This is a genomic window from Segetibacter aerophilus, from assembly GCF_007991655.1.
Lineage (GTDB): Bacteria > Bacteroidota > Bacteroidia > Chitinophagales > Chitinophagaceae > Segetibacter > Segetibacter aerophilus.
In genome coordinates, this window is record NZ_BJYT01000014.1 from 108,580 (window position 1) to 133,288 (window position 24,709).

Sequence of the window (24,709 nt, forward strand, 5' to 3'; positions counted from 1 at the left end):
AAAGCAAAAAAAAAGATTTGCTAGGATATGCTAAAAAGAATAGCTCGTTAGCGGGCAGACAATATCACTACCAGAACTCGTAGCCAGAGAACTTTCGAGCAAAGGCATTAAATTTTAAGTCGTATCTGCGTCGGAGTTAATACAGGCAGAGCGAAATCTTATGAGGCAGAAGTAGAAGTTTTCATTCGTTTGTTAGACATCCTCAACCTTTCTTTATACTCTTCTTTTACAACCCACCTAACAAACTTTTTAATAACTATTATACTGATAAATATAAATACCGCAAGGAGAAAAAACTGAATTATCATACGCACAGAATATAGGTTAGATTTTGTTTCACGGATAATTGGATAAAAATGCCCCAACCCAATGCACAAATGAGAAGGGTTGAGGCTAAGAGAGCTGTGGAAGAAGGGCTCGAACCTTCACGAGGTAGTTAGCCAAAGTGCAATGTTGTGGTGGTCAACCCCAGTCTTTCTTGCGAAAGGCATTACGCTTCGTTTATCCCATGATCCTCACCCCCGAGACAAGAGGGCATGTCTGCCAAAAATTTCATCACTCCACAGTATTGATAAGAACTCTTTTTTTTAAAGGTACAGAACTAAGACACACCAGCATCTGTAATTTCGTTCCTGGTATTAGGTCTTCAAAGGTATTACCATTTTACTAGCTGTAGGGGGAGGGGTCGAACCTCCACGAGGCAGTTAGCTTAACGCAAAGTTTAGTGGTCAACCCTGGTCGGCCGAACGCAAGGAACAGTCGGCTCTACGCTTAAGTTTATCCCGTGATCCTCACCCCCGAGACAAGAGGGCATGTCTGCCAAAAATTTCATCACCCCACAAGAAAAAAAGATCGTACATCAATCCTCATTGACTATGCAATATTACAACATCTTCCCTTTTCATTATAAAATCTTCAAGTATTATTTTAAATATTTAGAAAATATCCACATATTTGTAGAATATGTTAGAAAATTTAAAATAGAAGAATTAAAAATGGCAGGGAAATTAAATCTTGACAAACTGGATCATGAGATCATTTACGAAATGATGGAAACGGCAGAAATTTCTTACGCCGACCTTGGAAAAAAATTATTTGTGTCAGGCGGAACTATTCATGTCAGGATTAAAAAGCTCCAGGAAATGGGCATCGTTAAAGGCACCCGCTTAAATGTCGACCTAAAAGCGCTCGGATACGATGTAATTGCTTTTATCGGCATTTACCTTGAAAAAAGTTCGTTGTATGACGATGTTGTAAAAGAACTTAAAAATATTCCTGAAATTGTACGATTAAATTATACAACTGGCAACTACAGCATGTTTGCTGAAATTATTTGCAAGGATATCACGCAGCTAAGATCGGTGTTGCATGATGAACTACAAAAAATTAAAGGAATTGAAAGAACAGAAACGTTTATCTCCCTTGAAGAAAGCTTCAGCCGCAACGTTGTTGTTACTAATAATTAAGTCATTTACAGAATTGCACTAAAAAACATCACAACTTTCCCCGCACATTTAAAGCGTCTCTCAAACCGTTCCCAAGCAGGTTAAACGCAAGCACTAAAATCATAATGGCTAATCCGGGTGCGAGGGCCAGCATTGGATTATGGGTAATGATGAAGTTGTAGTTTTCTTTTATCATCAATCCCCAACTGGGCTGTGGCGGTTGAACACCTACACCTAAAAAACTTAACCCCGCTTCTATAACAATTGCTGATGCAAAATTGCTCGCAGCAATAACCATTACAGGACCCAGTATATTGGGCAGAATGTGAAAAACAATGGTACGGGTATGCGAATAACCCAAGGCTCGTGTTGCTTCGATAAATTCAAGTTCGCGTACTGCCATCACTTGCCCGCGTACAAGTCTCGCTACGTTTACCCACATTGTTAATCCGACCGCAATAAAAACTTGCCAGAAGCCTTTGCCGAGTAGGAGCGTTAGGGCAAAAACAAGTAATAGGGTTGGAATGCTCCAAATGACGTTAATGAACCACATGATGATATCGTCAATGCGTCCCCTAAAATAACCAGCAAGAGAGCCAAGTAATATTCCAAGTATGACGGAGATTGTTACTGCGATCAGTCCCACACTCAGGCTAACTCTTATGCCTACAATTAACCTACTTAGAATATCTCTCCCAAATTTATCCGTACCTAATAGAAAGGTTTTCCGCAGAACCATTTCCTGTTCGACCTTCGATTGATGATACGATTGTCGCTCCGTTATCCCTTCATCTATATACTTCTGAACAATAATGCTGTCGTTTACTTTTTGATAAGATGTAATAGGTAACAATGAATAAGGTTGTTCCTGACCATTTACTAACCGTAAAAAGAACGGTACTCTCTCAGCTATGTTTTCGTTTTTTATTTTCAGAAAATGTATGGTAAACCCAGGTTTTTCGCCACCAATTTCAACCGTCATTTTGTTTGCATTAGGCGAAGAATCTGGCGCAATGAAATAAGCAAAAACAGCCAACAGAAAGGACAGGCAAATTATCACCAAACCAAACATAGCGCCCTTGTTTTTTTTAAGGCGTTTCCAAAAGGCTTGTGAGTATGAACCAGAAGGCATGAAGAAAAATTAGTTGACAGATGATAGTTGACGGATGACGGAAACTTGAGCTGCAAGTTACAAGTTTCAAAAGGTTGGCTGGCACTGTTGCCTGTTTTGGATACCAGTTGCCAGTGCAAATTTCCCACTGGCTAACAAGCTCGCAACTCGTAGCTTTCCTTCTCACTTAACCACTCTTCCTTTCCACGAGTACTTGCCAAACTTTCCTAACCACCCGGCGATGATTGTATACCCAATATGAAATGGTTGCATAATGGGGAACCACCACAACAGTTTTTCTTCATTAAAAAATTTAGCGACAGGAACCATGAACCTGAAGTCAATGACTGTTTTACCAGCAAGCATAGCCAGCCAATACCAACCAATGTTATCAAGCCAGATCGCTGCGAAAGGCAACAGAAGAAATGATAGATTAAAAAAGTAAACAAAGATCAAAACAAACACAATCCTTTTATCCTCAAATTTATCCGCTTTACTTGCCCATCGAATGCGTTGATTAAAGAAGTCCTTCCAGGTTTCCATCGGAAGCGTTTCTACGACTGATTCTTTTGAAAACAAATAGTGAACCTGTGTTTTATAGCGCGTGTATATTTTGTGCATGAGCAACATATCGTCGCCGCTGGCGATATTGTCAATTCCCTTAAACCCATCCACTTCGTAGAACACTTTCTTACTGTAAGCAAGGTTTGCACCGTTACACATGGTATGAAAACCGGCACTTACAGAAGCGGCAGTGATGCCTTGCAGGCTTATAAAATCAAGGCATTGAAAAATAGAAACAAAGGAACCCGTGTTTATAAACTTGACAGGAGCTGCCACGAAAACAGCATTATTCTGTTGAATAAAATTTGAGAAATTTGAAAGCCATTCTTCTGAAACATTGCAGTCTGCATCGGTTGTCACGATCCAATCTCCGTTAGCTTGCTGAATTGCCAGCTCAAGCGCTTTCTTTTTGTAGCTGTTGAGTTGTTTTTGAGGCAATAGTTTTTCTATCTGGAGTAAACGCAGGTTTTTATATTCGTTCTGCATCTGCCGCACTATGCCGGCAGTGTTATCGGTAGAGTAATCGTCCGCGACAATGACTTCGAAAAGTTCAGAGGGATAGTTTTGATCTAATACACTTCGCAGGCATTTAGCTATTTGGTGTTCCTCATTTCTTGCAGGTATAATCACCGAAAAAAAAATCGATGGAACAGAGCTAGAAACAGGTATGAACGGCTTCACTTTCAAAAACCATTTGCGATAGCTTTCAATCAATACGCAATGCACAAAAAGGAAAAGCAGGATAATCGAAATAATAATTGCTGAAGCCATCAGGGCAAAGAAAACAAGAATTAGTCATTTATTAGTTGGGCTATTTTTCTTGCATTTACTTCAGATAGCAAATTATGTCCCGCTTCAACAACCTCGAAAGATGCAAACGCTTCAATCCCTTCTTTGAATCGTTCACCTCCTTTGTACGGGATCACTCTGTCAAATGCACCAAACAGCATTCGCACCTTAATGCCGTTGTTCACTATTAAACGCCGCAGTTTCCCTAACGCCGGGCTAAACTTCCTCATCGAAACCCACCGCCTGTAGAGGCTTAAACGGTGCTCCTCATCGTAGATATAATATCTTATCAAGTCCGCGATGCTTCTATGAATTACCTTCCACTTCTCCCCCTTTTCAACTACCCAAACTATCCACCCGGGATGATAAATGGTGTAGTGAAGCAGCTTACTGCCTATCCACGTCTCACTTCCAAACCATCGCCAGAAATTAAAAGACAATCCGTCGGGCGCCAAAAGCACCAAACGATCTATTTGTCCCGATAAAAGTTCGGTAAGATGTAAAGCAATTCGACCACCCATACTAAAACCAAGCAGGCTGAATTTCATGTTCTCCTTTTTAAGCCCCTGCCGTATATCAAGAATAAATTGCGCCAGGTATTTCGGCTTCAATATCAGTTCGTCTTTCCATTTGGTGAGCCCGTGAAAGGGAATATCAATCGCGATGATAGTATAGATGTTTCCAAGCCTTTTTTCAAGAAATGAAAAAGTATAGCTTTCTCTTCCATAGCCGTGAAAGCAGAATAAAAGTTTAGGCCCGTTCCCAAACTGCCTATAATGAACAGTGGAATTTTTATGAGTAATGTAGTGGCTCTGCATTCGTGGTGAGAAAAGTTTTAATGCTGTTGCAAAAACAATGCTATGGGAAATGGAGATAAAAAGGCGCCTTCATTAATAGAAAGAAAAACATTTTGATACAAACATTATCCCCTTGTTGTTCCATCGTTGCGTCGCAATCCGTTCGTCTTTTGTAACAATTTGCGGCAACTGTTTTATTCCTACGAACAAAAGATTTTCAACAAAGAATACAAGAATATGAAACAATCCCCTTAGCCAGGCAAATAGCGGGATCTGTTTTGGTTCGAAAAACGAAAGCAGGTAAATTCACCATTATTACAATTCCCAATATGATTAGTAAGATTTTAACTGCTGTTTCCATTATTCTCCTGAATGTGGTTGTTTGTTCTAGCCAGGTAATACCAACGCCGAAAGAACACTTTGGTTTTAATATTGGTGACGACTATCAATTGGCTAATTACACGCAGACAGAAGCTTATGTAAAAAAATTAGCTGCTGCATCAGACAGAACAAAGTTGGTTGACATAGGACTAACGGAAGAAGGCAGACACCAGTTCATGCTAATCATTTCGTCGTCTACAAACATCAGGAACCTGGACCGATACAAAGAGATTTCTCAAAAGCTTGCCCGTGCTGAAGACCTAACAGATGAGCAGGCTCATACCTTAGCAACCGAGGGTAAAGCTGTTGTCTGGATAGACGGAGGCCTGCACGCAACTGAAGTAGTTGGTGCACATCAATTGATCGAAACCATGTACCAATTAGTAAGTAGAAAAGACCCGGAAACATTGAGGATATTAGACGAAGCGATCATCCTGTTTGTTCATGCAAATCCTGACGGGCAAGAACTTGTTTCGAATTGGTACATGAAGGATAGCGATGTTAAAAAGCGCAAGACAAACATCCCGCGGTTGTATGAGAAATACATCGGCCACGATAACAATCGGGATTTCTTCATGATGAACATGAAAGAGACGCAGAACATCAGCAAGCAGCAATACATCGAGTGGATGCCCCAGGTTATTTACAATCATCACCAGACAGGGCCAGCCGGTTCTGTATTGGCAGGTCCTCCATATCGCGATCCTTTCAATTATGCTTTTGATCCCCTATTAGTTACAAGTATAGATGCCGTTGGAGCAGCAATGAACAACAGGCTAAATCTCGAAGGAAAACCGGGCTATACACAAAGAGCAGGCTCGAGTTATTCGACCTGGTGGAATGGTGGTTTACGTACAACTGCCTATTTCCATAATATGGTTGGCTTACTTACAGAAATCATTGGCGGCCCTACGCCTGCTGCTATACCGCTTGTTCCTTCACGCCTTATTCCTAATGGAGCTACACCAAACCCAGTCGTTCCGCAGGAGTGGCACTTCAGGCAATCGATAGATTATTCCGTTTCGCTTAATTACGCAGTGCTTAATTACTCGATTAACCAGAAGCAGGATTTATTATACGGAATTTATAAAATGGGAAAAAACTCTATCGAGAAAGGAAACAGGGATACGTGGACACTTAGTCCACGTTATATTGACTCTATCAATAATGCATTCAAAAAAGATCAAAAGCTGGCGAGGTCTGGTGAAGGTGAGCGCGCTATTTCTGAACGAGATACTGTTCCAACAAAATATTTTGATGCGGTTTATAAAGATCCTACGCTACGTGACCCACGAGGCTATATTATTTCGGCGGATCAACCTGATTTTCCTACGGCTGTTAAGTTTATCAACGCCCTTATTTACTCAGGTATAGGCGTTCATCGAGCCAGTGCTGATTTTACTGTCGCAGGAAAGAAATACCCTTCAGGCTCTTACATCATTAAAACAAGCCAGGCCTTCCGGCCCCACATCCTTGACATGTTTGAGCCGCAAGATCATCCTAATGATTTTCAATATCCCGGCGGCCCTCCCATACCACCTTACGATGCTGCCGGCTGGACGTTAGCATATGAGATGGGGATCCACTTTGATCGAATCCTAAATGCCTTCGATGGTCCGTTTCAAAAGGTCCCGTATGGTCAGTTGCAATCACCAAAAGGGTTGGTTACAAAGGCTGCTTCAGACGGATATGTTTTAAGTGCCGCTTCTAACAATTCCTTTATAGCGGTCAATGATTTAATAGAAAAGGGAGTGGATGTGTATCGCTTATCTTCCAGTCAACAAAAAGACATTGCTACAGGTTCGTTTTACTTTGAAGCAAATTCGAAGACAAAACCTTTAATTGAAAAATATTCAAACGAACTTGGATTGAAAGTGACGGGACTGAAGAAAAGACCTCCGGTAATGACGAAGGCAACTCCACTCCGTATTGCCTTATGGGATACTTATGGAGGCTCCATTTCTTCCGGCTGGGTAAGGTGGATTTTCGAGCAGTATCATTTTCCTTTTACAGTTATTTACTCAAAAGATGTCGACAACGAAGATCTCCGGCAGAAATATGATGTGCTGGTTTTTGTGTCGGGAGCCATCCCGGCAGTAAGAGCCGCGGGCGCCCCAAACAGGGGAGGTGGACAGCAACCAAAGCCGGAAGAAATCCCCGCAGAGTTAAGGGAAAGACTTGGAAGAATTACGCAGGATACTTCCATTCCCCGATTAAAAAGTTTCATGGCAACCGGTGGTAAAATTGTAACGATTGGCACAAGCGCAAATCTTGCTTACCATATCGGGTTACCGGTTAGAAATGCTTTGGTTGAAGTAGTGAAGGGCCAGGATGTTCCGTTACCTGGCGAGAAATATTACATTCCCGGCAGTATCATGAATATTACGGTTGATACAACTAGTGACGCCACTCTTGGAATGCCTCGAAAAGCAGATGTCTACTTCGATGCAAGTCCTGTGTTTAAAATTGCTCCCGGTGCAATTGCCAGCGGCGACGTGAAATCCATTGCATGGTTTGCATCAGGTAAGCCTCTACGCAGTGGATGGGCATGGGGCCAGGCGTATTTGCAAGATGGCATAGCGGCTTTCGAGGCAAAAGTAGGCGCAGGAAAGCTGGTCGTTTTTGGACCTGAAGTAACTTTTAGAGGCCAGACACATGGCACCTTCAAACTGCTGTTCAACCAACTCTACCGCCTTGACCAAAAATAAAGACAGCTTTCGTGGAAAAAGTTAGTGGCTAATTCTAGCTAAAAAGCAGGGTGAAAAATGTGCTCTTTTAACCATCAATTAATTATCAAATCCTTCCATCATTAAGTAATTAATTTCTTCCAAGAAAACAGCCGATGTTGTTTTGTATCCCGCAAAATAATTATTACATTTGAATAGTTGCATAACTAACTATATGCCAAACAACCAATTTAAAAGAGGTGAATTATACAGCTTTATTACAGGGATGGCGTCAACTGCCGTAGCAAGAAGACTTCAAAAAAATTTTAAGCAGGCAGGCATTGAGATAACAATAGAACAGTGGAGCGTTTTATATCATTTGTGGAAGCAGGATGGCTTGAGTCAGCAGGAATTGTGCAAGCAAAGCTTTAGAGATAAGCCTAGCATTACCCGGCTTGTAGACAACCTCGAAAAATTGAAATTGGTAAAGAGAGTACCCTCAAAAGATGATCGAAGAATCAACCTGGTGTATTTAACAGAGGACTCAAAAAAATTGCAGTATGAGACAATGGACATGGCCAACCAAACACTTAACGAAGCCCTTGACGGAGTAAGCTCAAGTGATATAGAAATGTGTAAAGCAGTATTGCAAAAAGTATATGACAATCTAAAATAAGGTGAACGGTCCAGGGTTTAAGGCGTAGAGCAAAGAAGCTGTACAGACCTTAAACTTTACACCTTCCACCCTAAACCTCTAATTATGGAAACCTTACAAAAAGCAGCAGTTATTAAAGGCGCAGAATGGTTAATTAAGGAAACTAGTCCTGCAGAAACTTTTATTCCGGAAGATTATAATGAAGAGCAGCAAATGGTTAAAGACATGTGCCGCGACTTCTTAGACACTGAAGTTATACCTGCAAGTGACAGAATTGATAAGCTGGAAGAAGGTCTGATGCCGTCGCTATTAGCGAAGGCGGGAGAACAGGGGTTGCTAAATGTGTCAATACCGGAAGAGCTTGGTGGACTTGGGAAAGAGTTCATTACTTCAACGCTGGTAAGTGAAGGCCTTGGAGGAGGTTTTAGTTTTTCCGTTGCAGTGTCTGCTCACACGGGTATAGGTACGTTACCAATTTTATATTTTGGTACCGAAGAACAAAAGCAAAAATATGTACCCAGACTTTCATCGGGCGAGTGGAAAGGAGCGTACGGATTAACGGAGCCTAATAGTGGAAGTGATGCCTTAGGCGCCAAAACCACGGCAAGGCTAAGTGCAGATGGGACACATTATCTCATTAATGGTCAAAAGTGCTGGATTACCAATGGAGGTTTTGCGGACGTTTATACAGTATTCGCAAAAATTGACGGCGAGAAGTTTACCGCTTTTATTATCGAAAGAGGTTTTGAAGGTTTTACGCAGGGTGCTGAAGAGCATAAGATGGGCATTAAAGGCTCTTCTACTGTTCAGCTGTTTTTCCAGGATTGCAAAGTGCCTGTAGAAAACGTGTTAGGTGAAATTGGCAAGGGACACATCATTGCTTTCAATATTTTAAATATAGGCCGTTTGAAACTTTGCGCAGCTACATTGGGTGGTGCAAAACGAGCTCTAAATACTTCACTCGAATACGCTATTGCACGCGAGCAGTTTAAACAATCAATCAGCAACTTTGGAGCAATAAAGCACAAAATTGCTGAAATGGCAATACAAACCTGGGCTTGTGAAAGTGCGCTCTACCGAACTGCAAAATGGATAGATGACAAAGAAACCGAACTGGTCGAAAGCGGAAAGCCTTTCAATGAAGCCTTGCTGGGCGCGGCTGAAGAATATGCGATTGAATGTGCGATTATGAAGGTTTTAGGAAGCGAGGTACTTGATTTTGTGGTTGATGAAGGCGTGCAAATACACGGCGGAAATGGTTATAGCGACGAGTATGTAATTTCAAAGGCGTACCGTGATAGTCGAATTAACCGGATTTATGAAGGAACAAATGAGATAAACCGTTTGCTTATAGTTGATATGTTACTCAAGCGGGCAATGAAAGGCAGATTGAATTTAATGGGGCCGGCAACCAACGTACAAAAAGAGTTGATGGCAATTCCTGAGTTTGGTGGCGGAGACGAGGAACCGTTTTCAAAAGAACTAAAAGCTATCGCAAATTTTAAAAAGGCAATATTGATGACAGCCGGAGCTGCGGTACAAAAGCTAATGATGAAACTGGAAAGCGAGCAGGAAATATTGATGAACGTCGCTGATATGATCATTGAAACTTTTACAGTGGAAAGTGCTTTGCTTCGTGTGATTAAGCTGGCTGCCACCAAGGGCGACTCGGCAGTGCAATACGAAATGGATATGATGCGCGTCTACCTGACTGACGCAGCTGACAAAATAAATAAATATGGAAAAGACGCCATAAACGCATTTGCACAAGGCGACGAGCAACGGATGATGCTGTTAGGAATTAAACGGTTTATAAAAATGCAGCCATACAATACAAAAGATGCAAGGAGAAGGATTGCAGAGAAACTAATAAAGGAAGGGAAATATGCTCTATAGAGAAAGTAGATGGAGATGAGTTAAAAAGCTTTCATAAGCCTTATTAAAGCGGGTCGTAATACGAGCCGCTTTTTTTTGCTCTCTAAACAGTCTTAGACCAGTGAAGATTTTATTTAACCTTTTTCCATCGGCAATAAAGCTATATTTAAATATCGTTTACCTTTTTAATCCACATATATGCCTCAGATTACCCCGCTCATAGTCCTGAATACCCTTATTAAACACGAAACGCTTACTCTCAACGATCTTGCTAAAGAAGAAAACATTGGAATGACTTTACGTCCCAATGACCTTCAATCTGTTTTGGATGAATTAAACAGCAACGGCTTTGTAGATGTACTAAACGACGTATCACCCGTTACTTATACGATCACTGACGATGGCATTACAGAAGGTTCAAGATTGAGTGACAAATTTGAGGTTGAATAGTTTCAACCTTTTTAAGGCAAATTTTCCAATGCTTTAAATTATTCCTGCGCAAACGTTACAGCTTGCCTTATTAGGTATTTAACTCTCCGATTGTGGTCTACTGCTGGAGTCCACTTTGGAGACTTGCGTACTGCATTTACAGCTATCCTGTCAAAATCGGGATAGAAAGGAGTATTTACTTCTACGTCTGTCATATTTCCTTCTTCATCTACTACGCCGGTAACCACCACCACTGCAGCATCCCCATTTACAATTTTATATTGGGATGGAAAATAAACCTGGCTCTGTAGAAACTGGACCCAACCTTTACTACCTCCTTTAAAAGTCGCTTCGTGATCCCTGTTGGTAGTATCGGCAATTGTATTACCATCCTCATCAAAATAAGTTTTGTTAACCAAGCGACCATCAGTATAAATTTCGGTTGAACTCAGCTTTCCGTTTTTATGAAAAAATTGCCACTTACCATTCATAGCCCGTCCGGGTGCATATCTTCCTGCCCTTGAAGGAGCACCGTTATCAAACCAACCAACAGATACGCCACTTCCATCCTCGTTATAGATAGATGAGTCAGATATATAGCCATTGGAGTGCCATCTGAAAGAAGTGCCTATGGGCTTTCCATCTTTAAATAGACTTGAGTCCCTAATAATTTTGTTAGGATAAAAGCTGACCCAGATGCCTTCTTTTTTTCCATTCACAAAATCGCCCAGGCTTTCAAGGCTTTTGTTGGGATGGAAGTATTGGAACTTACCATGACCGATTTTGCATGAACTGTCAAGGAAGGAACCACTCATACGCAATGACCTTTCACGTACATAAAAATCCCTTCTGTACCAGACAGAGTCTTTGTAATCAATGGTTGTTAGAAAACGGGCCTGGGATATAGTGGAAGGCTTCCATTGCCAGTCATAATAGTGCTCGATATGTTGTGCATAAGTAGTCAGGCTACCTAGCAAAAAGACCAAAGCTTGCAGTGTTTTCATCCGATTAAAATAGCTCATATCAGAAATAACCGCAAGTGATTTAAAAAAATTTTTTGTGGTAATACCAAGGTGAGGTTTAGCCAAACAACAGCCTACTTCTTAAGAAAAACGTAGTGCAGAGATTGTTCATGGATGGAAGGAACTACATCTTACTTTGCCATGTAGTTAATGATCACAACCAATTCATCACTTCCCGTTTGCCTTATATCGTGAGAGTTTCCGGGACGTGTAAGAATACCATCACCGGCCTTTACAGCAAAGCTATCGTTGTTCATTCTCATTACACCAGTACCGCTTTCTATGTAGTAGATTTCATCCTCTTTTTGAAGATGGAAGCCAATGGCAGCTCCCTTTTTCAAAACCCGTCTGCGAAAAGTAAGCTTGAGGCCGGGGGCAGAAGCAAAGTATGAATAAGCAGTTGACATGCCGACACCATCATGAGGAGGAGGTTGATCTTTAGCAAGATCTTTTGCATGTTCAAGTATATAACCTTGCTGGTACTTTCGACCAAAAACGAATGAAATAACGGAAATTGAAATAACAGTCACCAGTGCAACAGCAACGAAACGCTTTTTCATAACACAAGCATTTAAGAAAGAAAAATTAATCAAACCTCCTGCAGGTTACTACGCAGAATTAGAAGAAGTTTGAGACAAAATAACCAACCTTGTTTCTATTTTACAAATGAACGCGATTGTACTTTGTCTCCCTCCATTACCTTAAGAACATAGAAGCCGGGTGGCAAGTTTTCTATGGTGAGATTGAATTCGTTTAAGCCTTGAGAGACTTTTCTTTTCTCCCTATAGAGTTCGCGACCTGTGTTAGTATACAATTGCATCAATACATCGGCAGCGTCGTTTGCAGTGTACATCACGCGGATAAGATTGCCGGCTGAAAGCGCATATGCCTTTAAAAACTTCTGACTTGAAATCTTAATCAGTTTTGTTTCAGAGTACACACATTGGTTGCCGACTTTGCATTGCTTTACGCGGTAGTACAAGGTATTAGACAGGGGAAGGTTATTGTCAAAATAAGAATAAGACGCATTATTGTTGAAAGAAGAAGGTATGCTTGCAATGCGGGTAAAGTTCACTCCATCGGTTGATCGTTCTATCTCATAAGAGGTACGATCGTTCATGCCCGTAGTGCTCCAGTTTAAATCTATACCGCTATTCTTTTCTTCGGCGTTCATTTTAATGAGGCGGTCAGCCAGCACAAAAGCTCCAAGGTTTTCTTTCCTTGCAATAACAATGGTAGTACCGGCATCAAAAATAACGTTGTCGCCGGCTGCATCGGTCTGGCCCACAGTATTTCCACTTGGATGCTGAAACGAAAGAAAGATATACTTATAATCAGGACTAAAAGTGATGCCTGTAGGTTCAGAACCGCCAGGGGTATTCGCAAATACTTTTATCGCTGGTGAAGCGGTGGTGTGTGTAGGTGCTACTACCCAAATGTGATTGTCGCCTCCGTCCTGCAGTACCCACAGGTTTCCTTCGCCGTCGAAAGCAAGGTTATCAGGCGATTCAAATTTTGCGGGCAAAAAAGGTCCGGAGCCATCGACATCATAGTTAATGCTTTCAACAAACACTTCAAGGTTATTTACTGTCGCCCCGCCATCGTTCAACCTATATACGCGACCAGTTGTGGTCGAAGCAAAGTAAATTCTACCGTCGGGTCCAATTTCAACGTCTTCTATTCTTTGAAAATTGTAAGCATTCGCTGCTACACTTGCAGCCACCACGCCATTTCTTTCTGGTTTTGTAGTGTTAGCAATTTGTTTCCATGTGCCGGTTGCAAGTGCGGCAGTCGTTTTTAAAACATACAAGGCACCAGCACTAAAATTTCCCGGAACGGTAGGAACAAACTTGTAGAGAAACCCATTACTAATATTATCTGCGCCCCAGTAAGCAACAGACTGATCGCTCTTAATGGTTACGTTTTCATGGGTTTGCCTGCCCATCGCCCAAAGTTTATCAACACCTCCTGTACCATCCTGGTTGATGACAGTCTTTGTAACCAGATCAATTTCTATAATCCATCCAAGATCATCGTAGCCGTCTCCATTTGAATCACCGTTTGGGTTTACCTCTTCGCAGACCATAATTGTATTGCGAGGGGTTACTGTACCGGAGCAAAAAGCTGCAGTTAAGCCGATATCTGCGGTAGGCAAACTTACCTTCCCGCTATTGGTGATGCTCCAAAGTTTATTAGCGTTGAAAGTCATCGTAAGAATATTTACCTCAGCAGGCGCTGTTTCATGACTAACAGACAAATAGCCATTTGTACTACTACCTGCAATAGGCACATAACCTGTAAAATCGGGGTTACCACCAAAGTTGCCGCCACTTGTAAGTGGGGTGCCTGATCGAATTATTCTTTGAAAAGTATGCGTACCGGGAAGAACCAGGTTCTGTGTCTGCGCCGTAGGTGCGACCGAATTAAAAGTTGCAATAGACTGACTTAAGCCAACCGGCATATTTATACAGGTAGAAAAAGTAACTACAGCAGACCCGATAAGAATTCTTTTCATGGTGCAGGTTTTAGTCTGATTAATTCCGAGTCGACTAAAATAGAGCATTTATCCACATTACTTCCAAATGCTTAATAACTATTTGCAATGCTTTAAGTAATCAACATTCCTAACTTTGGCAGTCATACAATTAGCACTTGTGCAGTAGCGGGACCCCTGCTGAATAGAATTATTAACTGTATAAGAGTGCGACGCAAGAGAAGTAAAATAGTATTACAACCGCCGGGACAATTAATTTCTTTAAACTTATTTCAAGAGCTAATCGTAACATCTCCCGCATTTGATACTTCACCTCAGCTCATGTTCACTCCGTTGTTGCTACTGCTTACTGCTTCCACTTGTACAGTTAAAACACCGCTTATACCAAGCCCTAAAAGTTTTGCTTTAATTTACTACTTTCATTTCCTGCTTCAACTTTTTCCTACTTCAACCACAAAAAGTAATTGAACCGGCCGGTGTCGGTTTAAACAAATCATTTAACCAGGAAAAAAAATTACAATGAAAAAGTTGCAAACTATCCTTTCCATCCTAGCATGCTTTATAGCTGTCTCCTGTAATTACAATAGTGATAATTTAAGTATTACCTATAGCAACTCCGAACAGTTTTATACAATGAAGGCCAGTTTCGATAGAAACAAGACGAGAGATGTAGAAGAATATATGGACAGGAAAATAGGCGCCAGCAGCAAAATGTCTTTTGTCGATCACGATATAGACGGTACGGTGGCTCTTAATGATCGGAGCAAATTCCACATACAAAAATCGCCGGGGGTACTTGAAATACAACTGGACAAAGCCGAAAACTCAGCAGAAGCATATCGAATGGTGAAGTCTATGTGCGAGGGAATAAAACCGATTCTTACGAGGAAATAAGGATATTGAAAAAGTTTTGGCGCTCGTATAATTGATCTACATAATCTAACCTCAACTGCTTCGCATGAAGTTTTTGCTTTCGACACTACTCTACACAGTCCTAATGTATTTGGCGGGAACGCTTTCTGTTAGCCAAACACCATTAGCTGAAAGATAAAATGTACGTCCCTCTTTATGCATTGTTGCGGCGTCTACTGTTAACACCACAGGTTTGCCATGTCGCCTACCCACCGCTACAGCCGTCGCTACATCAGCGCTTAAGTGTACCCATTGCCGGTTTCTTTTCTCCAGCCCTGATTGTAAAATACAGGTTACAGATCGCTCGCCGGTACCATGGTATAAAATGGCAGGCGGTTCAACGGGCGTAAGCTGAAGATCTATATTTATCGAGTGTCCCTGGCTTGCCCTGATCTTCGTTTTGTCTTCATTAAATGCAAATCGTTTCTTAGCATTTGTGGCAACTATATGCTCTAGCAAAGCAGGAGTTATGTGCTTTCCTGCCTTGTTCATTTTATCTATTAAAGCCGACGTGTCTGCCCACCCGTTTTCATCCAAAACCAAACCGATGGCACCTGGGTTATGACGCAAAACGAGACTGATAAATTTACTTAGAGAGGTAACTTCCTTTTCACTCACCATTTGAATAACTGTTTTAATGCCGCACCTTAATTCACTGGATAAATTATTATAAGTATCCGTTCATCGGTTCCTATTTGTAGCAAGCAAGTGGCCCGGTTTTACTTGTGCCATAACAATACCACAGTTAATAAAGACAGTTCAGCAAACCATGAAACCATTAGAAGAAACACTAACCAAGCCAAAGGAAGTACATGAAATATTGCAGCAATTGACCGAAGAGGGCGAAAAACAACATAAGCGAAGCAATGCCTCCTTGTCCCTTTCAGCTTTTGGTGCCGGTCTCGAAATTAGTTTCAGTGTATTGCTCATGGGCGCCATGTACACCATGTTCAACCAGCAGCTAAGCGAGTCAGGCATGCACCTCGCGATCTCCATCTGTTATCCATTAGGCTTCCTGTTTGTAATCATTGGCAAGAGTGAATTATTTACCGAGCATACTACCGTGGCAGTCCTCCCTATACTTGCTAAATCCGCAAGCTATACAAGCCTGTTCCGGATTTGGGGCATTGTGTTACTGGCCAACCTGGTAGGTCTCTTTATTTTTTGTTGCATCCTCGCCACGCTTGCTGTCGATATGGAAATAATTAAACCGGAGGCCTACGATCATCTCGCGTCTAAACTTATAAGCCATAAGTGGTATAACATAGCCGGAAGTGCAGTGCTTGCAGGCTGGCTCATGGGCCTTCTCGGCTGGCTAAAAACTTCTGCAACCGATACCATCAGCCGCATTTTTATTATTATACTCGTAACTTTTGTTATTGGTGTAGCGGGCTTGCACCACAGTGTGGTAGGTGCGGTAGAAATGCTTGCAGGCACCCTCACCAGCCCCCATATTCACTTTACCGATTTTTTACGCTTCATGGCTTTAGCTGTTCCCGGAAACATCATTGGCGGTTCCATTTTCGTAGCCGTTCTTAAAAAGAGCCATACCAAAGAAGAGGACTTTGATGTACAGTAGTGTGAGAAGTTTTTGTACTAAGCAATTGGGGTTACTATTAAACTTTACTTGCCACGCTCGCTTGTACTGGTGTTGATTCTATTCAGCAAACGAAGAACTGATTGATTGTCCTCAAGCCTTCCTAACCGTTTCGCAAACCTGGGGTACGTAAAAAATAACTGTTGTTTTTTCTCTCTATATCGCTGGTATAATATTTTTCCTCCTGCTAAAAAAGCCGGTATGCCAGTCATTAAAGATTTTAAAGATTTCGCTCTTAAGGGAAATGTATTAGAGCTTGCAATAGGTATAGTGATAGGTGCTGCTTTTGCGTCTATTGTAACTTCTGTAGTAGATAATTTATTAATGCCAATCGTAGGAATTCTAACGGGCGGCATCGATCTTAAAGCCTTGTCCATTAAAGTAGGATCTGCAGAATTAAAGTACGGAATGTTTCTGCAGGCCTCTGTGACTTTTTTAATAATTGCCGCTTTTTTGTTCTTAGTAGTTAAGTCTGCCAACCGGGCAAAACTGAAGACTCCTATTGTACCTAAAGCAACCACTACAGAAATTTTGCTAACTCAAATAAACCAGGAACTGATTGAAATACGCAAAGAGCTACGTAATAGAAATTAAGAGTGTGGACAAAATTCTATGGGCAGATACTAGTGCTGGACGATCTCGCGCGGTTGTTGATTCTATTTCGTTGGATCTAATTTTGTTTTATCGACACATTACTTTTACTAGATAGCATTTATTGACTTTAAGCAAGAGAGCAACTTAGTTACTCCCGTTGCACAGTACTTTATTTCTTCCATCGTGTTGTTGAATTTGAAATGCTTAGAATGATACAAAGAGACTTTTGTATAAGGGGAACTCCAATAAAATCGATAAGATGACAAAACTGATAAGAATGTGGAGTAATGCTCTTTACTTAACTTCTCGCCCACTTCCCATGGAATATTAAGCCTAATCGTAGCAAAACCGTTTTCTGTTGTAAACTCCACACCTTTCTTAATAAAATCTTTTCCATACCAAAACTTTTCTCCTTGAGTGAACTCATAATTTGTAAAAGACGTTTTTAGACATCTTAACCATTCTGTCTCAAACGTGGTCAATGCTGATTTCCTTATTTGTTCACCTGTATCTTTGATAAGACTCGCAACTTGTTTTACCGTTGAATTCTTGTACAGAAAATTGATATTTTTTACACACTCTTTGTAAGCTTCCTCATCCTCGACACAATCAAGACCTACTCCCATTTCTTCATTATGTGCCTCTGAGTAAGAGTAAAGATTGAAAGAAGTTACAATAGCTACTTTTTCATTTGCATAACACTTACCATGAAGATTGCTCTTAAAAGATAAATTGCAGTCTAAATTCTTAAGTAGCTCGTTTTCTGTATTGTTTAATTCACATTTGCCATGAACAAAAGTTACAATTACTCCTCGCTTTATTGCATCCTTTAGCCTGTCATAATAGGTAGTTGAAAGTTGAACGAAAGGGGTGATCAGGGAAATGTGGTGATCTGCATTTTCAATTAACTCTTCTATACCCAATGCAATTCCTCTTGTCGTTAAAAACTTCGCCATTTTAATCTTTAAATTAATAGTGTTGTTTGTTTATTATTTTTTCTTATCCCCTCTAACGTTCAACAATTATTTAAATTATTTAATGTTAGAAATATAAGGAACCTCGCAAGCAATTATTATTACACCTATGGCTGATGTGCCTGATAAGGACCCAGAAGCTACAACATGAGCCATATAAAAGGCAAAGACACCAAGGTGAAAATGTTACTTTCGAGTTGCTACAATGCGTCAAGATTCCCGCGGCACTCTGTTGCTACAACATTCCTCAGAAATGCTTGTTCATCTGTTTGCTAAACTGCCGCCGCTTCCATATTTGTTCTTATTTTCAAGATTCAAAGTTTCAATTGATGCCTATTCCTAAAAACATTACCAGAGAACATTTATTAGCAGCTATCGACAAGATAGATAAGGAGGGCACCCCTCCTGGTGGAGAGTCTCGCTATTACGATGTTGTTTATAACAAAAAAAGATATCCACCTAAAGTAATTGTGTCATTTGCAAACTTATTTGCCAACGAAGAGATACTTGATAGAAATTCTTTTGAAGGTGGTAAGGATACAGATTGTTTTAATCTTCTACAAGAAAACGGATTTGAAATTGTAAATAAAGCAGGTAGTATAATCGAAAAAATTAAAGCATTTTCCGAAAACTATAAACAAGAGGTACAACTTAAGCACAGCAGTAATTTAGTGAGTTTTCAATTATTAGTTAAGGAGATTCCAGAGGAGTTACGGAAACATGTGGAAACATTCGATGATAAACTAACAATAAAGGGTTCTATTGGGTCAGGAGTCAACACCTATTATCCATGGATAGGAATATTTGACCCTAGGGTATCAACTGGAGCAACAAACGGATTTTATGTTGTTATTTTATTTTCTGATGACTTCGAAGACTGTTATTTAACCCTTAATCAAGGTGCTACATTGCAAACTGAGGAGCAAACGGAGGCTTACAGAGATTTTATTTATAGTGTCTACGAAAACATAGAAGGTTTTGTCAAGGGAAGAATACCGGAAGGAGGACTCGTAAGGACCCAAACGGGTAAGGCTTCTGCGAATGGTAAAAAGTATGAAGAGAAAAATATTTTTTACCGGAAATATAAAGTGAGTTCATTATTGGATGAAGATCTCCTTAAAAATTTGGAAAGGCTTGTTGACATTTATATTGACTGTGCCGATAAGTATTCAAAAACCACAAAGACTACATCGCGTGTAATGCCATCAACAAGTCAAGAATTAGTTTTCGACTGTCAAAAGTTTCATGCCGATATTAGTAGTTCGGGGTTACGATTCAACAAAAGCATGGTTATCCGATTCGTTTCATCCCTTTTAACCAAACCCTTTGTAATACTTACCGGCCTTTCCGGGTCTGGAAAAACAAAGCTTGCTCAAGCATTTGCAAGGTGGATCTGTCAAAACGAAAATCAATATTGCATTGTTCCCGTTGGTGCAGACTGGATAAATAGAGAACCGTTATTAGGATATCCAAACTCACTAGAATTTGAAAAATATGTAAAGCCGGATAATGGCATTTTGGATTTAATTATGGACGCTTCTATTGAAAGTAACCAGCAGAAGCCCTATTTTTTAATACTCGATGAAATGAACCTCAGTCATGTTGAAAGGTATTTTGCAGACTTTCTAAGCGTTATGGAGTCACAGGATAGGAAGGGGATTTTGTTGCATTCAGATAAGAACAGAACCGATACTAGTGACACAGCCATTCCGAATAGTATAAAACTCCCAGCTAATCTTTTTATAATTGGAACTGTCAATATTGACGAGACAACATATATGTTTAGCCCAAAAGTTTTAGACAGAGCTAATGTGATTGAATTTCGTGTTACCAATAGGGAAATGGAAACCTTTTTAGAAGCTACTAGGAAGATTAGTTTAGACAGTCTAGAGGCAAGGGGCGCTACAATGGCTAGCAGCTTCATTTCTTTAGCCACCAACGACGATTTAAAAGTGGCCCTAACCACCAAAGAAGAACTAACCAAACCATTATTGAAATTCTTTGATGAATTGAAAAAAATAGGTGCTGAATTTGGCTATAGAAGCGCGTCTGAAATTTTTCGCTTCGTTGCTGTAGTCGAAACGTTGCAAACAGGATGGAAACCAGACCAAATGATTGATGCTGCAATAATGCAGAAGCTATTACCAAAATTGCATGGCTCAAGGAGCAAACTGGTTAAGGTCTTAATTACATTAGGCCAGTTGTGTTTAAAGAACGATAAGGATGTAAAAAAGGAAGTGTTTGACAAACACCATGAATTCAAATTCGAAGAAAATGACAATGTTCATTATCCTATCTCGCTGGAAAAAATAAGCCGGATGCACAAAAATGTTGTTGAACACGGTTTCACCAGTTATGCGGAAGCTTAATGGTTAGTCAGCAAAAAATAAGAATTCCACTTGCCGGCGATTTGTTTCTGGATGTCTATCCTGAGCAAGAAAATTCCCTCTTCGAAATAACAGAAGAAGACGCCGAAGAATTCAGTGAATCACGTTATCAGATTTTGGAGGGGAGAAGCTATGAGTATGCTTTTTCAGATCATTCATTCCGGCTTACGACTTCCATTAATAAAGTAATCACCCAACTTCGAAGAGATGCTTCTGCCGGCAGAATAATTCCAAACATTTATGTCGGCACCCTAACCCTTCAATATTTCCATAAGGATACTCCAGATTATAAAGGAAACTTGACGATTGAAGTTTTGGCTACCAAATTTAATAGAGAGCCAGATAAAAGTTACCGAGACAACTATCGGTTCATGTTAGAAAGTATTACCTCTAAATGCACCGAACTTTTAATGCAAATCAATTCTCCGGTTCATCAGAATTTTGAACCAGATTTCGAACGAGATAATCAAATTATTTATCAACGTTTCTGCTTTGTAAGTGCATTAATATCCTCAAATGAATTTGATGAAGCAGTTCGTCAAATTATTTCTCAACCAAAAACGTCATGGGCCGAAAATGTAGAAGTTAAAGACGTGACAAGGGTACGCCGGTTCAGTAGAGCAATTATAAAACAACTCTTTAGTGGCAACAATAGAATTGCACTACCTGAAGGACACTATTTACTAAGTCGAAATATTAGTTCAGTTCCTTCCAAAATTCTTGCTTCCTCCAAGATTGAAAATTTGGACAATGCAGAAAACCGGTTTATCAAACATGCGCTGCAAGAGTATCTTTCATTTTGTGAAAATTGCAGCGCACTATTTGATCCAAAAACCCGGGAGAAGAAAGAAGCAGATGTTCTCATTAAAGTGCTTGAAAGTTATCTCAGCCATAACTTCTTCAGGGAAGTAGCAAATCCTGTTACATTGAAGCTCAATAGCCCGGTGCTGCAACGCAAAGGTGGTTATAGAGAAATATTAAACTCTTGGTTAAAGTACAGCCTCGCTTCCAAATTAATTTGGAGAGGTGGCGACGATGTTTACAAAGCGGGAAAAAGAGACATTGCGACCTTATATGAATATTGGCTGTTTTTTACCCTGTATGATTTATTCATTGAAAAATTTACTCTAACCGTAGTATCCGTAGATGATAAGCCATATAGCCAATTGATAGAAATGGACAAAGACGGTATCAACTTAATGGTTAAAGCCGGAAAGCATACAGCTATCTCGGGTATATGCAATTTTGAAAATAGAAAACTGAACGTCAAATATTCGTACAACAGATCTTTTACGGGAGGTAAAAAATATGATAGTAAAGCAGGCGGCAGTTGGACAAGTACACTAAGACCAGATTACACGCTTACAGTCTGGCCTTGGGGTTTATCTGAAAGTGAAGCTGAGGCGGATGAATTAATTGTCCATATACATTTTGACGCTAAGTATAAGGTCTCTGAGTTTAAGGTGAAAGAAGAAGAAAGTGAAGATGACTTAAATGAAGAAAAACAAGAAGAAAGGCAGGGTATTTATAAAAATGCCGACTTACTAAAAATGCATGCTTATAAAGATGCGATTAGAAGAACCGGAGGTGCATATATTCTTTATCCAGGCTCGGAAAAAACCGAATTCAGAGGCTTTCATGAAATTATCCCCGGCCTTGGTGCTTTCGCAATAAACCCTTCTGAAGAAGCAAATGGGATACAGCACCTCTCAGAATTTGTAGATAAAGTCATTTCCCATTTGTTGGACAGAGCATCACAACGGGAAAGACTTTCTAACAAGGTGTACGAAATTCACAAAGAAAGTAAAGCGGATGATAACGTACTCCATGAACCGATCCCTGAATATTTGGCTGGCAGTAAAATTATACCAGCTGAAACTTTCGTCGTGGTAGGATATTATAGAGATAATGAACACCTGAATTGGATTGAGAGCAAAGGATTATATAATGCTAGAACAGGTGATAGAAAAGAGGCCTTACATTTAGGAGTGAAAGAAGCCGGTGCTAAATATTTATTACTGCATTCGACCAATGAATTAGTTTCTTCGAAGCTGTATAAACTGGGATTTAAAGGGCCAATAATCTTCTCAAAGGAAGATTTACTTAATAAAGGATATCCCCTTTCGCCTAGCCAACCTTATTATTTAGTTTACGAACTAGTAGGCCGGATTGAAAAAGAGTTTGGTGAATTGTCTTGGGATATAAGAAAGCTGCCGGGTTATCAAAGTTCTCGCAGGTCATCCTTTCCCTTCGCTTGTTCATTATCCGAGTTAATGGATGTTGTAGTAAAGACCAAATGATACCTTAAACCCATCAACCCTTTCACTCTATGCGTCTCGATAACTTCTGGGAAATATCATCTGGCTAATGTTTGGAGGCATCATTGCCGCCCTTGGCTATTTCATTGGCGGGTTACTACTTTGTGTAACGGTTATTGGTATTCCTTTCGGCTTTCAGTGTTTTAAGATCGGCGCATTTGTGCTAAGGCCTTTCGGCTTGCACGCTGTGAGCACGGGAACAAGTATGGGCTGTCTGTTGTTGTTGCTGAATATCCTTTGGATCTGTACCGGTAGACTTGCTGCTGCCATCAGTCACCTTACTTTTGGTTGTATACTTTGCCTAACCATCATAGGCATCCCTTTCGGGCTACAACATTTTAAATTAATAGAAGTTTCATTGGTGCCTTCTGGCAAACAAATCATACAGAAATAGTGTCGACATTCCACGAGCATCACGAGCTGAATAATTTACTAAGCGTACAACTGTGCGACGCAACGATTACTTAATAGAATTCCTTCCGCTGGCTACCAAAAAATCTTCCGTCTCTTTTAATAGAAACACCAAGCTTTCAAGGAATTCATGCATGAAAATCGATTTTCCGAAAACTTAGTTGCCCATAATTTGTTGTGACTTCATCAGTAACAGCCGCAAGGCAAAAATGTACAATACACTTATGAGCATAGCAAAAACAATTACAATAGCAGGTAAAAGCAGTCATCCTTTAACCGTTAACCGCCTCGGGTACGGCACTATGCGTCTTACAGGCCCGGGAATTTATGGTGAGCCACCACGAAGGGATGAGGCGTTGGAAATTTTAAGGCAGACAGCTAAGCACGGTATCAATTTCCTGGATACAGCCGATTATTATGGGGAAGATGTTACCAACCGCTTGATTGCAGAAGCTCTTTATCCTTACAATCACGACCTGGTGATTTGCACCAAAGTGGGCGGAGCCCGCAAGCCTGATAAAAGCTGGATACCCTTTAATAAACCTGAAAACCTGCGCACAAGTATTGAAAACAATTTGCGCACGCTAAAGCTTGACCAGATAACGCTGGTGCACTTCAGGGTAATGCATGGGGACAGCGGCTTTGAAGCATCTATGGAGGCAATGTTTACAATGCAGCAGGAAGGGAAAATTCTGCACGTTGGTGTAAGCAATGTAGACGCTGAAGAACTGCAGGCGGCTATGCGTATGGGTGCCATTGCAACTGTTGAAAATATGTATGGTCATGCGCAGCGCAATACCATGACTGGCCATGGTGGTGTAACCCGTGGTGCCGAAGACATACTGCACATCTGCGAGGAAAATGAAATTCCGCTCATTCCTTTCTTTTCGCTGTTGACAGCCAATCAAAAGAAAGATACACGTGTTGCCACCATTGCACAGAAATACGGAGTGTCCGAAGCACAGATAAACATAGCCTGGCTGCTCCATCGCTCGCCATGGATGTTACCGATACCAGGCACCTCTTCCCTAAAACATTTTGAAGAAAATGTGCGGGCTGCAGATATTGAGCTTTCGCAAGAAGACATGGATTTTCTTGCGTGAGGCTTTTTGCCTTTTTGAACGTGATTCGTAAAAACTTTGAACTGTTGGTTTGGTTACGTCTGCAACTTACTCACCTCCTTGATTCTAAGGATTGTAGTTTTGATGTTCTGAGAGAAGAATTGTTTGACGACACTACCCGGTTTTTAGACCTTTTTATCGGCTAGCTTGTCACTTTCTTTGTCTTA

General features: G+C 40.6%; 20 protein-coding genes. 12 read left to right on the top strand and 8 right to left on the bottom strand.

What is annotated here, in order from left to right; genetic code table 11:
* Positions 1-995 precede the first annotated feature (995 nt).
* A complete protein-coding gene (locus tag SAE01_RS17440; protein WP_147205076.1) occupies positions 996-1,466 on the top strand; it encodes an Lrp/AsnC ligand binding domain-containing protein in 471 nt (156 codons plus the stop codon).
* Positions 1,467-1,494: 28 nt separating this feature from the next.
* On the opposite strand, the gene SAE01_RS17445 is transcribed toward SAE01_RS17440, so the two are convergent.
* From SAE01_RS17445 to SAE01_RS17455, 3 genes are all read right to left on the bottom strand, one after another.
* Positions 1,495-2,577, bottom strand: coding sequence for an ABC transporter permease (locus SAE01_RS17445; RefSeq protein WP_147205077.1), 1,083 nt, complete (start codon positions 2,575-2,577; stop codon positions 1,495-1,497).
* 162 nt (positions 2,578-2,739) lie between these two features.
* Positions 2,740-3,891, bottom strand: coding sequence for a glycosyltransferase (locus SAE01_RS17450; protein WP_147205078.1), 1,152 nt, complete (start codon positions 3,889-3,891; stop codon positions 2,740-2,742).
* Positions 3,892-3,911: 20 nt separating this feature from the next.
* Positions 3,912-4,727, bottom strand: a complete 816-nt coding sequence (locus tag SAE01_RS17455) for an alpha/beta fold hydrolase (protein ID WP_147205079.1) — start codon at positions 4,725-4,727, stop codon at positions 3,912-3,914.
* Positions 4,728-5,035: 308 nt separating this feature from the next.
* Here SAE01_RS17455 and SAE01_RS17460 point away from each other — a divergent pair, with 308 nt between their 5' ends.
* From SAE01_RS17460 to SAE01_RS17475, 4 genes are all read left to right on the top strand, one after another.
* Positions 5,036-7,795 carry a M14 family metallopeptidase gene (locus tag SAE01_RS17460; RefSeq protein WP_147205080.1) on the top strand — a complete coding sequence of 920 codons (2,760 nt, stop codon included), beginning with the start codon at positions 5,036-5,038 and terminating at the stop codon, positions 7,793-7,795.
* Between the two features lie 193 nt (positions 7,796-7,988).
* Positions 7,989-8,429 carry a MarR family winged helix-turn-helix transcriptional regulator gene (locus SAE01_RS17465; protein WP_147205081.1) on the top strand — a complete coding sequence of 147 codons (441 nt, stop codon included), beginning with the start codon at positions 7,989-7,991 and terminating at the stop codon, positions 8,427-8,429.
* A gap of 84 nt (positions 8,430-8,513) precedes the next feature.
* On the top strand, positions 8,514-10,304 hold the full coding sequence (locus SAE01_RS17470) for an acyl-CoA dehydrogenase FadE (protein WP_147205082.1): 1,791 nt from the start codon (positions 8,514-8,516) through the stop codon (positions 10,302-10,304).
* Between the two features lie 177 nt (positions 10,305-10,481).
* Positions 10,482-10,733, top strand: coding sequence for a hypothetical protein (locus SAE01_RS17475; RefSeq protein ID WP_147205083.1), 252 nt, complete (start codon positions 10,482-10,484; stop codon positions 10,731-10,733).
* Between the two features lie 38 nt (positions 10,734-10,771).
* Here the strand turns inward: SAE01_RS17475 and SAE01_RS17480 are convergent, their stop codons facing one another.
* From SAE01_RS17480 to SAE01_RS17490, 3 genes are all read right to left on the bottom strand, one after another.
* Entirely contained in the window at positions 10,772-11,716 is a 945-nt protein-coding gene (locus SAE01_RS17480; protein WP_170234193.1) for an energy transducer TonB, read from the bottom strand.
* A gap of 149 nt (positions 11,717-11,865) precedes the next feature.
* On the bottom strand, positions 11,866-12,294 hold the full coding sequence (locus SAE01_RS17485) for a cupin domain-containing protein (protein ID WP_147205085.1): 429 nt from the start codon (positions 12,292-12,294) through the stop codon (positions 11,866-11,868).
* Positions 12,295-12,389: 95 nt separating this feature from the next.
* Positions 12,390-14,249, bottom strand: coding sequence for an alkaline phosphatase PhoX (locus tag SAE01_RS17490; RefSeq protein WP_170234194.1), 1,860 nt, complete (start codon positions 14,247-14,249; stop codon positions 12,390-12,392).
* A 498-nt stretch (positions 14,250-14,747) separates the two neighbouring features.
* Between SAE01_RS17490 and SAE01_RS17495 the strand changes: the two genes are divergently transcribed.
* The gene (locus SAE01_RS17495; RefSeq protein WP_147205087.1) at positions 14,748-15,122 is read left to right on the top strand and encodes a hypothetical protein; all 375 of its coding nucleotides are present in this window, start codon (positions 14,748-14,750) and stop codon (positions 15,120-15,122) included.
* Between the two features lie 90 nt (positions 15,123-15,212).
* Here SAE01_RS17495 and SAE01_RS17500 read toward each other — a convergent pair whose 3' ends face one another.
* Positions 15,213-15,761, bottom strand: a complete 549-nt coding sequence (locus tag SAE01_RS17500) for an RNA 2'-phosphotransferase (RefSeq protein ID WP_174834621.1) — start codon at positions 15,759-15,761, stop codon at positions 15,213-15,215.
* Positions 15,762-15,909: 148 nt separating this feature from the next.
* Here SAE01_RS17500 and SAE01_RS17505 point away from each other — a divergent pair, with 148 nt between their 5' ends.
* Together SAE01_RS17505 and mscL are read left to right on the top strand one after the other, a co-directional pair.
* Positions 15,910-16,719 (top strand): formate/nitrite transporter family protein, encoded by an 810-nt coding sequence (locus SAE01_RS17505; protein WP_147205088.1) that lies wholly within the window; start codon positions 15,910-15,912, stop codon positions 16,717-16,719.
* Positions 16,720-16,938: 219 nt separating this feature from the next.
* Positions 16,939-17,331: a large conductance mechanosensitive channel protein MscL gene (gene mscL / locus SAE01_RS17510; protein ID WP_147205089.1), complete on the top strand. Its 393-nt coding sequence runs from the start codon at positions 16,939-16,941 to the stop codon at positions 17,329-17,331.
* 107 nt (positions 17,332-17,438) lie between these two features.
* Here mscL and SAE01_RS17515 read toward each other — a convergent pair whose 3' ends face one another.
* The gene (locus tag SAE01_RS17515; RefSeq protein ID WP_147205090.1) at positions 17,439-18,287 is read right to left on the bottom strand and encodes a phospholipase D-like domain-containing protein; all 849 of its coding nucleotides are present in this window, start codon (positions 18,285-18,287) and stop codon (positions 17,439-17,441) included.
* Positions 18,288-18,634: 347 nt separating this feature from the next.
* Here SAE01_RS17515 and SAE01_RS17520 point away from each other — a divergent pair, with 347 nt between their 5' ends.
* From SAE01_RS17520 to SAE01_RS17535, 4 genes are all read left to right on the top strand, one after another.
* Positions 18,635-20,674: an MrcB family domain-containing protein gene (locus tag SAE01_RS17520; RefSeq protein ID WP_147205091.1), complete on the top strand. Its 2,040-nt coding sequence runs from the start codon at positions 18,635-18,637 to the stop codon at positions 20,672-20,674.
* Positions 20,674-22,992: a DUF2357 domain-containing protein gene (locus SAE01_RS17525; RefSeq protein ID WP_147205092.1), complete on the top strand. Its 2,319-nt coding sequence runs from the start codon at positions 20,674-20,676 to the stop codon at positions 22,990-22,992. Before SAE01_RS17520 ends, SAE01_RS17525 begins: the two co-directional genes overlap by 1 nt.
* A 55-nt stretch (positions 22,993-23,047) precedes the next feature.
* Positions 23,048-23,404 (top strand): YccF domain-containing protein, encoded by a 357-nt coding sequence (locus tag SAE01_RS17530; protein WP_262713374.1) that lies wholly within the window; start codon positions 23,048-23,050, stop codon positions 23,402-23,404.
* Positions 23,405-23,645: 241 nt separating this feature from the next.
* The gene (locus SAE01_RS17535; RefSeq protein WP_246113270.1) at positions 23,646-24,524 is read left to right on the top strand and encodes an aldo/keto reductase; all 879 of its coding nucleotides are present in this window, start codon (positions 23,646-23,648) and stop codon (positions 24,522-24,524) included.
* Positions 24,525-24,709: the final 185 nt, after the last annotated feature.

Excerpts from the sequence above, each read along its gene's own strand:
- SAE01_RS17440 (WP_147205076.1), top strand. The coding sequence starts at position 996 with ATGGCAGGGAAATTAAATCTTGACAAACTGGATCATGAGATCATTTAC.
- SAE01_RS17445 (WP_147205077.1), bottom strand. The coding sequence starts at position 2,577 with ATGCCTTCTGGTTCATACTCACAAGCCTTTTGGAAACGCCTTAAAAAA.
- SAE01_RS17450 (WP_147205078.1), bottom strand. The coding sequence starts at position 3,891 with ATGGCTTCAGCAATTATTATTTCGATTATCCTGCTTTTCCTTTTTGTG.
- SAE01_RS17455 (WP_147205079.1), bottom strand. The coding sequence starts at position 4,727 with ATGCAGAGCCACTACATTACTCATAAAAATTCCACTGTTCATTATAGG.
- SAE01_RS17460 (WP_147205080.1), top strand. The coding sequence starts at position 5,036 with ATGATTAGTAAGATTTTAACTGCTGTTTCCATTATTCTCCTGAATGTG.
- SAE01_RS17465 (WP_147205081.1), top strand. The coding sequence starts at position 7,989 with ATGCCAAACAACCAATTTAAAAGAGGTGAATTATACAGCTTTATTACA.
- SAE01_RS17470 (WP_147205082.1), top strand. The coding sequence starts at position 8,514 with ATGGAAACCTTACAAAAAGCAGCAGTTATTAAAGGCGCAGAATGGTTA.
- SAE01_RS17475 (WP_147205083.1), top strand. The coding sequence starts at position 10,482 with ATGCCTCAGATTACCCCGCTCATAGTCCTGAATACCCTTATTAAACAC.
- SAE01_RS17480 (WP_170234193.1), bottom strand. The coding sequence starts at position 11,716 with ATGAAAACACTGCAAGCTTTGGTCTTTTTGCTAGGTAGCCTGACTACT.
- SAE01_RS17485 (WP_147205085.1), bottom strand. The coding sequence starts at position 12,294 with ATGAAAAAGCGTTTCGTTGCTGTTGCACTGGTGACTGTTATTTCAATT.
- SAE01_RS17490 (WP_170234194.1), bottom strand. The coding sequence starts at position 14,249 with ATGAAAAGAATTCTTATCGGGTCTGCTGTAGTTACTTTTTCTACCTGT.
- SAE01_RS17495 (WP_147205087.1), top strand. The coding sequence starts at position 14,748 with ATGAAAAAGTTGCAAACTATCCTTTCCATCCTAGCATGCTTTATAGCT.
- SAE01_RS17500 (WP_174834621.1), bottom strand. The coding sequence starts at position 15,761 with ATGGTGAGTGAAAAGGAAGTTACCTCTCTAAGTAAATTTATCAGTCTC.
- SAE01_RS17505 (WP_147205088.1), top strand. The coding sequence starts at position 15,910 with ATGAAACCATTAGAAGAAACACTAACCAAGCCAAAGGAAGTACATGAA.
- mscL (WP_147205089.1), top strand. The coding sequence starts at position 16,939 with ATGCCAGTCATTAAAGATTTTAAAGATTTCGCTCTTAAGGGAAATGTA.
- SAE01_RS17515 (WP_147205090.1), bottom strand. The coding sequence starts at position 18,287 with ATGGCGAAGTTTTTAACGACAAGAGGAATTGCATTGGGTATAGAAGAG.
- SAE01_RS17520 (WP_147205091.1), top strand. The coding sequence starts at position 18,635 with ATGCCTATTCCTAAAAACATTACCAGAGAACATTTATTAGCAGCTATC.
- SAE01_RS17525 (WP_147205092.1), top strand. The coding sequence starts at position 20,674 with ATGGTTAGTCAGCAAAAAATAAGAATTCCACTTGCCGGCGATTTGTTT.
- SAE01_RS17535 (WP_246113270.1), top strand. The coding sequence starts at position 23,646 with ATGAGCATAGCAAAAACAATTACAATAGCAGGTAAAAGCAGTCATCCT.